This window comes from Bacillus daqingensis (assembly GCF_042654445.1).
GTDB lineage: Bacteria > Bacillota > Bacilli > Bacillales > Salisediminibacteriaceae > Alkalicoccus > Alkalicoccus luteus.
The window spans coordinates 242,661-256,701 of record NZ_JBHSGK010000003.1 but is presented as its reverse complement, the minus strand read 5'-3'; the positions used below and the strand labels follow the sequence as shown (position 1 = coordinate 256,701).

General features: G+C 43.2%; 14 protein-coding genes, 1 tRNA gene and 1 pseudogene. 5 read left to right on the top strand and 11 right to left on the bottom strand.

Features of this window, described 5'->3' with window-relative positions:
* Positions 1–40: 40 nt before the first annotated feature.
* The 3 genes from ACFO4L_RS02545 to ACFO4L_RS02535 all read right to left on the bottom strand — a co-directional run bounded on the left by ACFO4L_RS02545 (position 41) and on the right by ACFO4L_RS02535 (position 3,057).
* Complete coding sequence (locus tag ACFO4L_RS02545; protein ID WP_377908076.1) at positions 41–2,206, bottom strand: heavy metal translocating P-type ATPase; 2,166 nt, start codon at positions 2,204–2,206, stop codon at positions 41–43.
* Between the two features lie 2 nt (positions 2,207–2,208).
* Complete coding sequence (locus tag ACFO4L_RS02540; protein ID WP_377908075.1) at positions 2,209–2,589, bottom strand: ArsR/SmtB family transcription factor; 381 nt, start codon at positions 2,587–2,589, stop codon at positions 2,209–2,211.
* A gap of 243 nt (positions 2,590–2,832) precedes the next feature.
* A complete protein-coding gene (locus tag ACFO4L_RS02535; protein WP_017186742.1) occupies positions 2,833–3,057 on the bottom strand; it encodes a TlpA family protein disulfide reductase in 225 nt (74 codons plus the stop codon).
* A 328-nt stretch (positions 3,058–3,385) separates the two neighbouring features.
* Between ACFO4L_RS02535 and ACFO4L_RS02530 the strand changes: the two genes are divergently transcribed.
* Both ACFO4L_RS02530 and ACFO4L_RS02525 read left to right on the top strand, forming a co-directional pair.
* Complete coding sequence (locus ACFO4L_RS02530) at positions 3,386–4,024, top strand: recombinase family protein (protein ID WP_017186743.1); 639 nt, start codon at positions 3,386–3,388, stop codon at positions 4,022–4,024.
* A gap of 254 nt (positions 4,025–4,278) precedes the next feature.
* Positions 4,279–4,795 (top strand): annotated as a pseudogene (locus ACFO4L_RS02525) (transposase); the annotation flags it as partial.
* Here the strand turns inward: ACFO4L_RS02525 and ACFO4L_RS02520 are convergent.
* The gene (locus ACFO4L_RS02520; RefSeq protein WP_377908074.1) at positions 4,752–5,423 is read right to left on the bottom strand and encodes a potassium channel family protein; all 672 of its coding nucleotides are present in this window, start codon (positions 5,421–5,423) and stop codon (positions 4,752–4,754) included. The pseudogene ACFO4L_RS02525 and the gene ACFO4L_RS02520 overlap by 44 nt on opposite strands.
* 261 nt (positions 5,424–5,684) lie before the next feature.
* Here ACFO4L_RS02520 and ACFO4L_RS02515 point away from each other — a divergent pair, with 261 nt between their 5' ends.
* Positions 5,685–6,533, top strand: coding sequence for a mechanosensitive ion channel family protein (locus ACFO4L_RS02515; protein WP_377908073.1), 849 nt, complete (start codon positions 5,685–5,687; stop codon positions 6,531–6,533).
* A gap of 61 nt (positions 6,534–6,594) precedes the next feature.
* Here ACFO4L_RS02515 and ACFO4L_RS02510 read toward each other — a convergent pair whose 3' ends face one another.
* The 4 genes from ACFO4L_RS02510 to ACFO4L_RS02495 form a co-directional block, all read right to left on the bottom strand.
* A complete protein-coding gene (locus tag ACFO4L_RS02510) occupies positions 6,595–7,719 on the bottom strand; it encodes an N-acetyldiaminopimelate deacetylase (protein ID WP_377908072.1) in 1,125 nt (374 codons plus the stop codon).
* A gap of 1 nt (position 7,720) precedes the next feature.
* Positions 7,721–8,434: a 2,3,4,5-tetrahydropyridine-2,6-dicarboxylate N-acetyltransferase gene (gene dapD / locus ACFO4L_RS02505; RefSeq protein WP_377908071.1), complete on the bottom strand. Its 714-nt coding sequence runs from the start codon at positions 8,432–8,434 to the stop codon at positions 7,721–7,723.
* A gap of 78 nt (positions 8,435–8,512) precedes the next feature.
* Complete coding sequence (locus tag ACFO4L_RS02500) at positions 8,513–9,541, bottom strand: HD-GYP domain-containing protein (protein ID WP_377908070.1); 1,029 nt, start codon at positions 9,539–9,541, stop codon at positions 8,513–8,515.
* A 28-nt stretch (positions 9,542–9,569) separates the two neighbouring features.
* Entirely contained in the window at positions 9,570–10,679 is a 1,110-nt protein-coding gene (locus tag ACFO4L_RS02495; protein ID WP_377908069.1) for a mechanosensitive ion channel family protein, read from the bottom strand.
* Between the two features lie 150 nt (positions 10,680–10,829).
* On the opposite strand from ACFO4L_RS02495, the gene ACFO4L_RS02490 reads away from it, so the two are divergent.
* Together ACFO4L_RS02490 and nfsA are read left to right on the top strand one after the other, a co-directional pair.
* Positions 10,830–11,489, top strand: a complete 660-nt coding sequence (locus ACFO4L_RS02490) for a potassium channel family protein (RefSeq protein WP_377908068.1) — start codon at positions 10,830–10,832, stop codon at positions 11,487–11,489.
* A 368-nt stretch (positions 11,490–11,857) separates the two neighbouring features.
* Positions 11,858–12,604, top strand: coding sequence for an oxygen-insensitive NADPH nitroreductase (nfsA, locus tag ACFO4L_RS02485; RefSeq protein ID WP_377908067.1), 747 nt, complete (start codon positions 11,858–11,860; stop codon positions 12,602–12,604).
* A gap of 349 nt (positions 12,605–12,953) precedes the next feature.
* Here nfsA and ACFO4L_RS02480 read toward each other — a convergent pair.
* The 3 genes from ACFO4L_RS02480 to ACFO4L_RS02470 form a co-directional block, all read right to left on the bottom strand.
* Positions 12,954–13,028 (bottom strand) — tRNA-Val (locus tag ACFO4L_RS02480).
* 54 nt (positions 13,029–13,082) lie between these two features.
* Positions 13,083–13,256, bottom strand: a complete 174-nt coding sequence (locus tag ACFO4L_RS02475) for a hypothetical protein (RefSeq protein WP_377908066.1) — start codon at positions 13,254–13,256, stop codon at positions 13,083–13,085.
* 173 nt (positions 13,257–13,429) lie between these two features.
* A complete protein-coding gene (locus ACFO4L_RS02470) occupies positions 13,430–13,987 on the bottom strand; it encodes a phosphatidylglycerophosphatase A family protein (protein ID WP_377908065.1) in 558 nt (185 codons plus the stop codon).
* Between the last annotated feature and the right edge of the window lie 54 nt (positions 13,988–14,041).

The window sequence follows — 14,041 nt, the reverse complement described above, 5'->3', positions numbered from 1 at the left end:
GAAAAGGGTTTTCCAATCAAAACGGAAAACCCTTTAAACTCTATTCATCTTCCTCGACTCGCATTAATCGTAAACTATTTAAAGCTACTAAAAGTGTGGCTCCCATATCCGATAGAATCGCTATCCAAAGTGTGAGCCAACCCGGAATAACCAACAGCAATGCGATAATTTTAATTCCAATTGCAAAGGCAATATTAGCTTTAATTATATTTAGTGTTTTACGGCTGAGTTTTACAGTAAACGGGAGCTTTTTCAAATCATCACCCATTAAAGCAACATCTGCCGTTTCAAGTGCTGTATCAGTTCCAGCCCCACCCATTGCTATTCCAACTGTAGAGGCTGCTAGAGCTGGGGCATCATTCACACCATCACCTACCATAGCGACATTACCGTACTCGGACCTTAATTGTTTAATCACGTCTAGTTTGTCTTGTGGCAATAACTCTGATTGAACGTCTGTTACGCCGACATGACCACCAATCGCATTTGCAGTGCTTTTGTTATCCCCTGTAAGCATAACGGTCTTTTTAATTCCAGCTTTGTGTAACTTTTGAATAACGTCCTTACTCGACTCTCTTACTTCATCTGCAACGGCAATAACAGCAAGTATTTTTGCCTCTGTCCCAATCAACATAGCTGTTTTTCCCTGCTCTTGAAGTGTTATCACATCTTGCTGTAATTCATTATTGAAAGTGGACGCCGACAATAACTCTTTAAATAAATTCGGGCTTCCGACATAGTACATCACGCCATTGACCTTACCTTTTATCCCTTTACCTGTAATCGATGAGAACTCCTCGACTAAAACATCCGTATACGAAACCCCTTCATCATCAGCCTTTTTCATGATGGCAGACGCCAGAGGGTGCTGAGAACGATACTCTAAGGCGGTGATAATTGATAGCATTTCTCGTTCATTAATTTGATCATTCAATACACTATAGTTAGTTACAACAGGTATTCCTTTTGTCAAAGTTCCCGTTTTATCAAATGCAATAGCCTTTAATCCACCGATTTCCTCAAGGTAAACTCCTCCTTTGATAAGAACACCTTTCTTCGCTGAATTTCCAATCGCTGAGACAATCGAAATTGGGGTAGAAATAACCAACGCACAAGGACAACCAACAACAAGAACAGCTAGACCTTGATATACCCATGTTTCCCAGCTACCATTAAAGAACAAAGGTGGTACTATAGCAACGAGTGCAGCAACAACCATGATGATGGGTGTATAATATCTCGCAAACTTATCAACGAAGGCTTGGGATGGCGCTCGCTCTCCTTGAGCTTCCTCTACGAGATGAATAATTTTGGAAATCGTTGTATCTTCAACGAGTTTGGTTATTTCCACCTCGAGAAAACCTTCTTCGTTTAGTGTCCCTGCAAATACTTCATCATCTACAGTTTTCTCAACCGGAACCGACTCACCTGTAATTGCTGCTTGGTTAATAGCAGAATATCCATTTACTATGACACCATCCATCGCAATCTTTTGACCAGGTTTTACAACCATGACATCTCCGATTGCAATATCATTAACGTGGACCGTCATTTCTTGGCCGTTACGTCTAACCAGAGCTTCTTTTGGTGCAATATCCATTAATGAACTAATCGACTGTCTTGCCCTGTCCATAGAGAAGCGCTCAAGAGCCTCACTAATGGCAAAGAGGATGACGACAATCGCGACTTCCGCCCATTCTCCTATAATGACACCACCGATGACAGCAACTGTCATGAGGGTTCTCATGTCAAACTGTAATCGAACTAAGTTTTGCAAACCCACTCTAAACAGCGATAACCCGCCCACTAACATAGATGTTATAAATAATAATGCTGTAACGATATTCTCATTTCCGTTTACAAACATAGAAAGGAAACCGAGAGCCATAAATAAGGTCGAGTACAGTAATGTACTATGTTTTTTATAAAATGGAATTTTTCCCTCCTTATCAGGCTCTGCACTTTTTGGATCTTTCCTTCCATGTTCAGCAGTCACTTTAAGACTTTCAAAAGCCCCTGCTTTCTCTAGCTCATCTTTAGTCGCCTCACCATAAACGGAAATTTTAGATGCTCCAAAGTTCACTTTTGCATCCTGGACCCCAGGTAAATCCTTAACATTTTTCTCAAATTTCCCTGCACAATTCGCACAGGTAAATCCTTGAACACGATATACATTTTTTTCTCTTTCTTGCACTTGGCTAGACATCGCTAATCCTCCTGACTATGAACCATCGCATTTACAATTAAGCTTGTAACATGTGGATCATCAAGAGAATAAAATACGAGCTTACCTTCTTTTCGACTTTTAGCAATACGCAAGTTTCGTAAATGACGTAAATGATGGGAAGCTGTAGCATTCGTCGTGCCAATAATATTAGCTACATCACACACGCATAATTCATTTTCCTGCGTTAAGGTATAAGCAATTTTGAGCCTTGTTTCATCAGCCAACGCTTTAAACATATCTGCGACTGACGTAAATTCTTCTTTTTCCTTTTCGATTTTTTTCGATAACCTGTTCACTTTCTCTTCGTCATAACAAAAAATTTCACATTGATCATGATTGTCTTTCCTTTGTTTTGTTTCCATGTTCTCCCCTCACATTCAAACGATCATTTGATTATATTTTTATTTTATGATCACCGCAACTCTTTTGTCAATCATATATTTAAATGATCATCATAATGTGTGTGCGAAATTAAAGGGAGACCTGTTTTAGGCATCCCTTAATTTAAAGATCCTTCATCGGAGTTAATTCGCTTTCTATTAACACTAATAGTTTTTCACTTACGCTGATCGTACAAACTAAATACGTTATATATCGGAACAGAATTATAAGAAATATTCAATCCTCTCTTCAATCATTTCTTTCGTCACTTCACCGACGACCTTATCAACAACAATCCCATCCTCATTTATAAAGAAAGTCGTTGGCAGTCCTTCGTTAAGATAGATCTCTGCCATCTCTCCTTCATCATCGAAAATAATGGGCATGCTTACCGGGTTTTCCTCTAAGAATTTTGTCGCCTCGTCAAGTGTTCGTTCAAATGTAGCCATATGTCCATGTTTACAGCAATAACTTCAATGTCTTGATCGTTATACTGTTCATGGACTTGATCAAGCAGTTTATAAAAATTAGTAATTTAGAAGGCTAAAGTACCACCTACCGAGAGCAACTGCTACTCAGTCGAGTGCAGCAATTCATCATATACTGTAAGTTTATAAAGGTATACCTTTATGGAGAGGAAGAACGCAGTGATAAAAATGCGTCATATCAAGTTTATAAATGTGGTATAAAATTTTTTATAAACGTTTATTTTTACCGTTTACCTTTATAAACAGAAAACTTATAATGAGTGGTAACAAAAACTCTAGGGGGATAAAAATGGTTGCTACCTATGGATACATACGGGTAAGTTCTAAAGATCAGAATGAACAGCGCCAGTTGCACAAAATGTTAGAAAGGGGCGTTGAGGCACGTCGCATTTTTGTCGACAAAGCAAGTGGGAAAAATTTTGAGCGACCCCAATATCAATTACTGCGCAAGGTTCTTAATGAAAAAGACATCATCTATATGGATGCGCTTGATCGTTTGGGACGTAACTATGATGAAGTGATTTCAGAATGGAAATACATAACAAGAGAATTAAAAGCAGATATTGTCGTATTAGAGAATGAATCTTTATTTGACAGCCGTAAGTTCCGTGAGATGGGTGAGATGGGACAGTTAATGGAAGATCAATTTTTATCTTTGCTTTCGTATGTTGCGGATCAAGAACGAAAGAAAATTCGCCAGAGACAAGCTGAAGGGATCGAAGTGGCTAGGTCTCAAGGGAAACATTTAGGGCGACCGCAAATGAACCTTTCCAATTTGAGCAAGAAACAGCTACAGATCATAGAAGACAACCATCTAAAATGGAGAAATGGAGACATAACAGGCGTCATGTTTATGGATATGTTAGAACTAAAGAAAAACACGTTTTATAAAATCATGAGGGAATTTAAAGAAGCAAAGATTACCTAGCTCAATGCTTTAATTTTGGTGCTACCACCACTTATGTCTGATTTAAGGGTAAATGGCGGCAAAATCAGCGGATGCTACCTTTACCCCATATACGCCGACTTACCGAAGCCTGAATCGATTCCGTGTTCACCCGGATATTAACGAAGCGATTTTCATCGACGGGACGAAGATCGAACCGAACGCAACGAAATTCAGCTTCGTGTGAAAAAAATCTGTTTAACGCTATCACCAGGACGTGATTACCAAGTCGACATGAAGATTGTACAAGTTGTCTTTTCCTCGTCGATTGTTCCAGGGCGAAGGAAGGGACGAATCAAAAAGATTTATTACAATGAAAGATGGGAAACGCAACAAGCACATATCCGCCAACTGCTTTCGGAAAAGAAAACTGGAGCTATCTATTGTCGGCGCAAAACCGACGTGGAAGCCGTTTTTGGATTTCTGAAGGCGAATTTGCGTTTCACCAGGATCTCGGTGAGTGGCAAAGCCAAGGGAAAACAAGAACTAAAATTCGCGCTCATGGCCGTGAACATGAGAAAGTTCACGGCCATGAGACAGATTCGTTATTGCTTCTCCCAAATAAAACGCTCTCGACGACCCGCCTGGGTCATCGAAAGCGTTTTTTACGTGCTGGAGAAGTATTTTGTCCCAGCCTCTTCAAGCCGAAGTCCTTATTCCGATCTTCGCCCCTCCCTTTCGAATTTGCTTATTCCAGACACAAGCATAATCAGGCCGTATCATCATCAAATAAATCAAGCTCCATCCTCGTAATGTCCCGATCGGCTCCAATAACGATAATCACATCGCCGTTATAAAGCGCCTCATCAGCTGCTGGAGAAACATGTATCTCCTCTCCGCGCTTCACAGCCATCACATTGCACCCGTATGCTGCGCGGACATCCAGTTCAATCAATGTTCTCCCATGCACCTGAGGGCCTGCCTGAAGCTCTACAATAGAGTATTCATCTGACAGCTCCAGATAGTCGAGAACATTTTTCGAAACAACGTTGTGAGCGATTCGTATCCCCATATCACGTTCTGGATGTACGACTTTATCAGCGCCGATCTTATTAAGTACTTTTTCATGATAGTCGTTCTGCGCTTTAACCGTTATGTGAGCGACACCTATCTCAACTAGCATGAGTGTAGTTAAGATGCTTGATTGAATGTTATCTCCAATCGCTACAATGACGTGATCGAAATTACGTATGCCTAAACTTCGTAACGTACTTTCATCTGTCGTGTCTGCGATTGCAGCGTGAGTCGCTATACCGGCAAACTCATTCACCTTGTCCTCGTTTATATCAACGGCCAGAACTTGCATCCCCTGGTCAACCAGCTCCTTAACGATGCTCCCTCCGAAGCGTCCCAGACCGATTACAGCAAATTGTTTCCTCATCTTATCCATTGGCTCCTCTCTATTACGTTTTTATCATACCTGACTGAAAATCACAGTTCAATCGCTGATCGTAAGAGCATGTCGAATTCTTCTTCAGAAGAAGATCCCCCCTTTTCAGTGACTGCAAGTAGGAGAACTCTGTTTCTGCTGGTCATTCTTTGAAGGGGAAATGAAAACTTCTGCAGACTGGTTTGACCGGCTTCTCAGTTATGGTAAACTCATAAAGGTATTCATTTCATTGTTGAAAAGGAGTTTTGTTTTATGCCAGAGTTTATTACTGCAATTGACTTGGAAGCGATTATGACCAAAGCGCTGACTGTTGGCATGCAGCTTATCGGCATTTTAATCGTTTTCTTTATTGCCAGAGCAATAGGAAGAAGGCTTATCTCATCCGGCTTTGCGAAAATGAGCACGCAGCGCAATATTTCAGAAGCCCGGACGCAGACGTTAGAAAAGCTTGCTCTGAATGTTTTTTCCTACATTTTAATTTTTATTTTAATTACCTTGATCGTCGGCATCTTTGAATACGATGTTACTGCCTTAATTGCAGGTGCCGGTATTGTCGGTCTTGCGATTGGTTTTGGTGCTCAGGGTCTGGTGTCGGATATTGTGACAGGCTTTTTCATTTTGCTTGAACGCCAGATTGACGTCGGAGAATATGTGACGATCGCTGGTATGGACGGTGTAGTTGAGGAAGTTGGACTGCGTACAACAAAGGTTCGCGGATTTGATGGAACGGTGCACTTTATTCCAAATAGGGAAATCGGAAGTCTTAGTAATCATTCCCGTTCGAACATGCAGGCAATCGTTGATATCAGCATCAGCTACGATGATAACATCGATGAAGCAGTCCGCGTCATGCAAGCCGTATGCGACAGGATTGCTGCTGAAGAAGAAGCAATTGTCGAAGGTCCTGATGTTCTCGGTGTACAAAATCTGGGTGACAGCGATGTAGTCATCCGAATTCTAGGAAAAACGGTTAATATGGAGCAATGGGCTGTGGAACGAAAGCTGCGAAAAGCTCTCAAAGAGGCACTCGATAAGAATGGCATTGAAATTCCATTTCCACACCAAGTTAACCTGTATAAAGGTGATCAGCCTTCTGGCTGAAATCTTTAACAAAACCCCCGCATCAGCTATGACGCGGGGGTTTTAACCACCTGTTTTTTGATTAACGTGATCCGAGCCAGCTGATCAGCCATTTTACAGCTGGTTCCATCGCAGCCTCATCAGGATCGAGCATACTCGAATGAAGCCCATGCTCGCTGTCAACGCCGAGCCAGAACATGACACCAGGGACTTCCTCCAGGAAATATCCGAAATCCTCACCTGTCATTGCTTTTCCGCACTCGACAAGCAAAATCGATTCATGCGCTTCGGCCGCACGCATAAATTCAGCTGTCAATTTTTCATCATTATAGACCTGCATATAGTTTGCTCCATAATCAATGGTCGATCTGCATCGGAATGCCGCTTCAACTCCTGAAGTGAGGCTTTCGATTCTGCCTTTTACCTCCTGCATGGCTGCTTGAGACAGCGTACGAATCGTTCCTTCAAGCCTTGCATGACCCGCAATAATGTTCTGCTTCGTTCCAGCTTCCAATTTACCAATCGTTACAACTGCTGCATCAAGCGGGTCCACGTTTCTGGACACTACAGTCTGGAGCTGTGTTACAAGATGACCGGCGGCTACTACCATATCCTCCGTCTGATCAGGGAATGCTGCATGACCGCCCTTTCCCCACAAATCTATGAAAAGTTCACTAGTATTCGCAAAAAGAATGCCTGGTTTTACGGCGACTGTTCCAGCTTCGTATTCAGGTGCTATGTGCAGGGCATACATTTCATCCGGACGAAACCGCTCGAAGAGTTCCGACTTCAGCATCGGCTCTGCTCCGCCGGGACCTTCCTCAGCCGGCTGAAAAAAGAAAACAAGATTCGAAACCGGTTGATTTTCAGCAAAATGCTCGACGAGTGTACTGCCGATTGTCATGTGCACGTCATGTCCGCAGGCATGCATCATGCCTTTATGGATAGAAGCGTATGATAATCCCGTTTCCTCCGTGATTGGCAGTCCATCCATATCAGAGCGCCAGCCTATCGTACGCGTTCCTTCTGTACCTGGAATAAACACGACGATGCCGGTTTCCCAAGTGTGCACCTCTGCAAGTGACAGTTGTTCAAAGATGTTGAGCAGATACCGCTGCGTCTTAACTTCCTGAAAGCCAGGTTCCGGAATTTGATGAAGCGCCCGGCGACGGTCCGCCAGGCGCTTTGATAAATGAAGCTTATCCATCCTACTTCAGCTTCCTCAGTTCCTGTTTAATTTCCGTTTTCCCTTTCGTTTTATCATCAATTTCTTTAATCACTTTTGCAGGCGTACCAGCTACAACCGTGTTTGCAGGTACATCTTCTGTAACGATAGCACCAGCTGCTACAACTGCACCTTCACCAACTGTTACTCCTTCAAGCACGACCGCATTAGCACCGATGACAACACCGTCTTCAACGGTTACAGGCTTTGCAGAAGGAGGTTCAATTACACCTGCAAGCACTGCTCCTGCACCGATATGGCAGTTTTTCCCAACTGTTGCACGACCTCCGAGCACCGCATTCATGTCGATCATCGTACCTTCACCTACAACAGAACCGATATTAATCGAAGCGCCCATCATGATGACAGCAGAATCGCCAATTTCGACCTGTTCACGAATTAACGCGCCGGGCTCAATTCGTGCATGAATATTTTTCATGTCCAAAAGCGGGATAGCCGAATTACGGCGGTCATTTTCTACCACTGCATCTTCGATTTTGTCGTCATGCTTTTTCAGGACTTCCTGGATTTCCGCCCACTCGCCAAACAGCACACCTGTGCCGTTTGTGAGAAACGATTTTGTATTGTTTCCAAAATCGATACCATCGAGGTCTCCTTTGATATGTACTTTTACCGGTGTTGATTTCTCAGCATCGGAAATATACTGAATAATTTCATTTGCATCCATTTGTTTCATGGGGTATTTCCTCCTTCAGACTATAGTTCACACCTTACTATCATAGTAAGAAATAGCGTTGATTGCAATCGTTAGTGTTTATGCAAATACTTTTTCGATAAACAATGTTGTCTCTTCGGCCAAGTCAATTTCACTATAGCTGAAATCACTTCCGCTTTTTTCAAGCAGGCGAATTACCGGGCGCTGAGGCAGACCAGCATGCTGTCTGATGATAATTCCTGTTGCGCCTGTAGACAGTCTCACTTGTGTTCCGTTAGGATAAAAGGCAACAGCTCTCATAAAACGCCAGACGACCGCATGATCAAGATGCGAACCGCTGAGTGCCATCATCTGTTCACAGGCCGTATGCGGAAGAACTCCGCTGGTATGAAGCCGGTCAAACATATTTGCACATGCAACGATTTTAGCCAGCAGGTGGATATCTTTACTGAACAGTCCTCTAGGCATCCCGGAGCCGTCGGGATGCTCATGATGAGCAAGTGCAACGTGAGCAGATAATGTGCTAACTCCGGCAGCTTTGCGCAATAGATGAAACCCCTTCCACGCGTGATGCGTTTGCTTACCCGCTGTATCCTTATCACGTTCAGCAGCTAGACAGGAGGGCTCAACCTTTCCTACATCGTGCAGCAGAGCCCCAACTGCCAGCTCCTTTAGCTTTTCTCTTTCCAGTTTCATATGGATCCCGATAAGAACAGATATCATGGCGACGTTCAGCATGTGCAAAAACAGTTCATTATCAGCAGACCGAATATCTGTAATGGAAGCGAGCACATCTTTATTCGCAGTAATCTCGTCAATCAGATTTTCCACGGTTTCTGAAAGACCGCGGAACTCCTGAATGGTGCTGCCCGAAAGAAGAGGTCCTGAAGCAGCTAGAATCTCCATCACGTTTCGTTTCGTCGTTTCAGATACCAGCTCTTCCTGAGGAATATCTGCAAAGCGGCTGTCCTCCATGTAAACACCCGTCACTCCCATATCTCGCAGCTTGGAAATGAGGCCGATTGTAAGCGTAACTCCTTTACTCAAAAGCACTCTGCCATCCACCGCGAATATGTCGCGGGCCAGCTTTTCTCCTGATCCTGCGTGTTCAAGGGGTGTATACCTCAATCTTCTCTCACTCCTGTCTGCTTATCCTCTAGGAGTGTATATCGGCTTTTTCAGCTGAATGTTGAAGATGAACAGTCTGGGTCGGATACGCAATTCGCACGCCATGCTCCTCCAAAATATCCAAAACGCCAAAATTCACTTCTTCACGAATATTCATGTGATCCACCCATCCCGTAGGTTTAGTAAAGAAATAAAGGAACAGGTTTAAACTGCTGTCGCCAAAGCTGTTAAACTTAACGATGATCAATTCATCATCAATATCAGTATGCCGGTTTAAGTACGCATCGATATCAGAAACTGCGGCCCGGACTTTAGCAGAAGGAGTATCGTAATGAACACCGATATCAAACGTAATCTGCCTTTTCCCCATTTCTGTCCAGTTCTCAATCGGCTCATTGGCAAGCGTCGAATTGGGTACCGTAATTAACGAATCTTCAAACGTTCTGACTTTCGTTGAACGGAAGGAAATGTCCTCAACAAACCCTTCCACCGATGGCGTCTTAATCCAGTCACCCATCTTGAAAGGCTTCTCTGTAATGATTACGACCCCGCCAAAGAAATTCGATAAGGACTCCTGAGCCGCAAGAGCAAACGCCAGTCCACCTAATCCGAGACCCGCTACAAATCCGCTCACGTTGTAATTCCATTCCGATGCAATAATGCTTAATGCCATGACGACAATAGCGAATCGGATCAGCTTAGATAAAAACGGAAGTAAAATATCGTCATACTGAATTTTAAACCGTTTGCCAATTTGGTTGAATGTGGACGAACCGGGTGCTGTAAGGTTAAACAACCCCCAGGCTACGTGAAAAATAATCAGCGTGCGAAACAGCTGATTAATAAAATCCTCTGTTCCTGCCTCGATTGGATAATAAACAAACGCTGCATATATCCCAATAAACACAAAGAAAGAACGCACCGGCCGCTCAAATGCGAGAAGCACATTCGTTAATGTTTCAATTGGGGCTTTCCTTGAAACCGCAATAATAAATTTAAATATATACGTAGTGAATACCTTTCGAAATATAAGAAACAACAAAAATATACCTATACCGACAGCAAATTCCTGCCACGTAAAGGCTTGTTGAATATCTTCCACAACGTCAGGCAGCATTTCCTGAAAGTTTTCTTCCATTTCATTTCACCTCAAATGGGCATGTGCCTTTAATCTATATCAGTCTACCTTGTTCCAATGAAGCTGTAAATGCTATACTCTTTTCGTTAATAGATTGTAACGGGACTGACATATAGCTCCTCCATCAACTAATAAAGAAGGAATGCAACTATGAAAAAACAATTTGCCATTATTGGAATGGGCCGATTTGGATCCAGTATCTGCCGTGAGCTTTATCACATGGGTCACGAAGTCATTGCGATTGATACAGATGAAAAAAAGCTTTCAACAGCGAGATCTTTTACTACAGAAACGTTTGTCGGTAACGGTACAGATGAGGCTTTTCTAGAGAAAATAGGCATACGCAACTTTGATCATGTAATTGTCGCAATAGGCGATGATATCCAGGCAAGCATTTTGACGACGCTGCACGTTAAAGATCAGCAGGTTCCAAACGTATGGGTAAAAGCACAAAATGACTATCACCATAAAGTACTGGATAAAATTGGCGCAGACCGGATCTTCCATCCGGAAAAAGAAATGGGAAGCAGAATCGCTGCATACCTCACATCAGATACAGTGCTGGATTATATCGATTTATCTGCTGATTATTCTATTATTGAAATGCTTGCAACAAAAAAGGTGGCTGGTAAAACGTTGATTGAACTGGATCCTCGAAAGCGCTACGGCTGTACAGTGATGGCCGTAAAACAGAAACATCAGGTCGACGTTACGCCAGATCCCGCCGAGCCGATAAAAGAAGGAGATATTTTAATTTTAATCGGCGATAAGCGCGATCTCCGGCGGTTCCGTGAAGGTGAACTGAGCTGATTTCCCCGCGGATCCGGCGTTCATCCATATTCACCATTTGCTGTCCGAAGACTGTGTCTATTCAAAAACGAGTGCCGGAGATCGTCATATGACCTCCGGCACTCGTTTTTTAACTGCAGAACTAGTTTCTTTTATCAAAGCGCTTCCAGTACAGCGAGTACAGACAGCACGGCAAATGTTATCGCAAGACCGCCTGATGCTGCCAGCAAAATTAAAATGATCACTTTCTTAACAATTTCCATCTTCTACACCTCTTTGGCTGATGCTATACCGATTATGACATATTTTCCAGCTGACTGCGTCGTTCTCGTTTAACGTTCACATAAATGCTACAATATGAACGACTGAAAAGTAAAGGACTGATGAACATGAATGAAACCGTGCAACTGCTTTTGAACCACCGCTCCGTCAGAAAACTGAAAGATGAACCGTTATCGCCGGACGTTATTCGCACGCTTGTAGAAGCCGCTCAAATGGCATCCACATCCAGCTTTGTGCAAGCTTATTCCATTATGGGTATAACGGACCGCCCGAAGAAAGAGGCCCTGGCTAAGCTTGCCGGTAATCAGCCTTACGTTGCTGAGAATGGTCATTTTTTTGTATTTTGTGCGGATTTTCATCGTCATATTCAAGCCGGTGAAATGGAACAGACAGAGGTGAAACCTGCAGTTGAATCTGCCGAAAAAATGATCGTCGCCGTTACAGACGCTGCTTTGGCTGCACAAAATTGCTCCATTGCAGCTGAATCGATGGGGCTTGGTATCTGTTATATAGGAGGGCTTCGAAACAATATTGCAGAAGTTTCCAACCTCTTGCAATTACCAAATTATGTTATCCCTCTCTTTGGACTGGCAGTGGGCGTTCCCGAGGCAGATCCTGATCGGAAGCCCCGTCTTCCAGTTGAGGGCGTTTACTTTGAAAATGTTTATCCAGATGCTGAAGTGCACGCTGAACAGCTTAAAGCATACAACGATACCATATCTGCCTACTATAAAGAACGGACAGGTGGCAGCAGATCAGACCGCTGGACAGAGCAGGTCAGTGGATTGTTAAAGGACGTTAAACGACCGCACATGAAGCAATTTCTTGAAGATAAAGGCTATAATCGACACTGAACCTTCAAATACGTTCGCTGGTTGCAGCCAAAGCCTGTTTCAGCACGATAATGGCTTGGCTTCTGTCAATCCCGCTATAAAATGATAACAATGTTATCCAGAGGTACAAGCAGCCCTTCCCTAAAAGCTGCACGGTTCTTTCTGTGCCGAGAGCAGATCTGAAAGTACATGCTTTAACGTGCTTGCTTAGCTGAACAGGCTTTCTCTTATATTGAATCTTCTAAAGTATTCGAATCGATCTAGTGAAGCGGACGACTTTTCGGCCGCTTCTTTTAATTAGCAGGAATTGAAATAATCAATAAAAAACTGTCAGTCCACTTGATGGACTGACAGTTTGAATGTATATAAATGGTGTTCCGTACTGGATTTGAACCAGTGACCCCTTGCCTGTCAAGCAAGTGCTCTCCCGCTGAGCTAACGGAACTCGTTTCGGCGACAATTAATATTATACCGCAGGAAGATTATTTAGTCAACCTGTTTATTCGTCATACGTATAACGTACAATATACCGATCATCTTTTAATCGGCGTATTTCTACAGACGGCCCGACTTCGTATCCATTCATCCAATTGTCCTCAATCTTCGCCTTCGTACAGCTGGCTTGAAATTTAGTAGGAAATATCTGCTTAAAGTAAATCCAGCGTGGAGCCATCGTTTTTTCACCTCTGCTGTTAGCTTCTGTTAAATAATAGCATGTCTCCTGCCGTTCCTTCAACTTGCACGCTGCACATCATGCTGCAAATATACTTCCATACGCCACTGAAACTGGAATTCAGTCCGTTAAAAAACCGCCTAAGACAAAATCAAAGGCGGAAAAATTACTAGTTATGCCATTCTTTCTTCCTGATCGCGGTGTTCAATTTCTTTTTGATCAAGATGTTCTTCCCTGTCTCTGATCCGGTGTGCGAGCCTGCTTGACGCATTTGCTGCTATGCTGCATACAAGGTCATCAAGAAAGGTGTGCACGTGACCTCCCGATTTCGAATCCAGCTTTTTGATGATCCCGATTTTTTCTTTATCCAAATAACCGAATGTAGTAACGGCAATACTCCCGTATCCGAAGACCGATCCGATCGCAATCGTTTCATCTACACCGAACAACCCTTCGTCAGATTCAACGATCGACTGCAGCGGCTCTGACAGCTTATTTTCTTCAGCCAGCTTGTCCAGTTCAATTCCTACCAGTACCGCATGCTGAATTTCACGTTTTTCAAGCACAGCGTCAACGCTTTCAATACAGTCCTCTCTTGTCAGCGACTCGCTGTATTTGGATTGCATCTCAAACACGATATCCGCAATTTCCTCTATTGATACGCCTCGCTCTTTTAACAGCTCCCGTGCTGCTTTTTCAACGACGTGCGATTTAATTGGTTGTTTCTTCATCTGCATCACTCCTCATACTGCTGATCTTAACATATTCCGCATGATGAGCCGAAA

Coding starts and splice junctions, on each gene's coding strand:
- ACFO4L_RS02545 (WP_377908076.1), bottom strand. CDS start 2,206: ATGTCTAGCCAAGTGCAAGAAAGAGAAAAAAATGTATATCGTGTTCAA.
- ACFO4L_RS02540 (WP_377908075.1), bottom strand. CDS start 2,589: ATGGAAACAAAACAAAGGAAAGACAATCATGATCAATGTGAAATTTTT.
- ACFO4L_RS02535 (WP_017186742.1), bottom strand. CDS start 3,057: ATGGCTACATTTGAACGAACACTTGACGAGGCGACAAAATTCTTAGAG.
- ACFO4L_RS02530 (WP_017186743.1), top strand. CDS start 3,386: ATGGTTGCTACCTATGGATACATACGGGTAAGTTCTAAAGATCAGAAT.
- ACFO4L_RS02520 (WP_377908074.1), bottom strand. CDS start 5,423: ATGAGGAAACAATTTGCTGTAATCGGTCTGGGACGCTTCGGAGGGAGC.
- ACFO4L_RS02515 (WP_377908073.1), top strand. CDS start 5,685: ATGCCAGAGTTTATTACTGCAATTGACTTGGAAGCGATTATGACCAAA.
- ACFO4L_RS02510 (WP_377908072.1), bottom strand. CDS start 7,719: ATGGATAAGCTTCATTTATCAAAGCGCCTGGCGGACCGTCGCCGGGCG.
- dapD (WP_377908071.1), bottom strand. CDS start 8,434: ATGAAACAAATGGATGCAAATGAAATTATTCAGTATATTTCCGATGCT.
- ACFO4L_RS02495 (WP_377908069.1), bottom strand. CDS start 10,679: ATGGAAGAAAACTTTCAGGAAATGCTGCCTGACGTTGTGGAAGATATT.
- ACFO4L_RS02490 (WP_377908068.1), top strand. CDS start 10,830: ATGAAAAAACAATTTGCCATTATTGGAATGGGCCGATTTGGATCCAGT.
- nfsA (WP_377908067.1), top strand. CDS start 11,858: ATGAATGAAACCGTGCAACTGCTTTTGAACCACCGCTCCGTCAGAAAA.
- ACFO4L_RS02475 (WP_377908066.1), bottom strand. CDS start 13,256: ATGGCTCCACGCTGGATTTACTTTAAGCAGATATTTCCTACTAAATTT.
- ACFO4L_RS02470 (WP_377908065.1), bottom strand. CDS start 13,987: ATGAAGAAACAACCAATTAAATCGCACGTCGTTGAAAAAGCAGCACGG.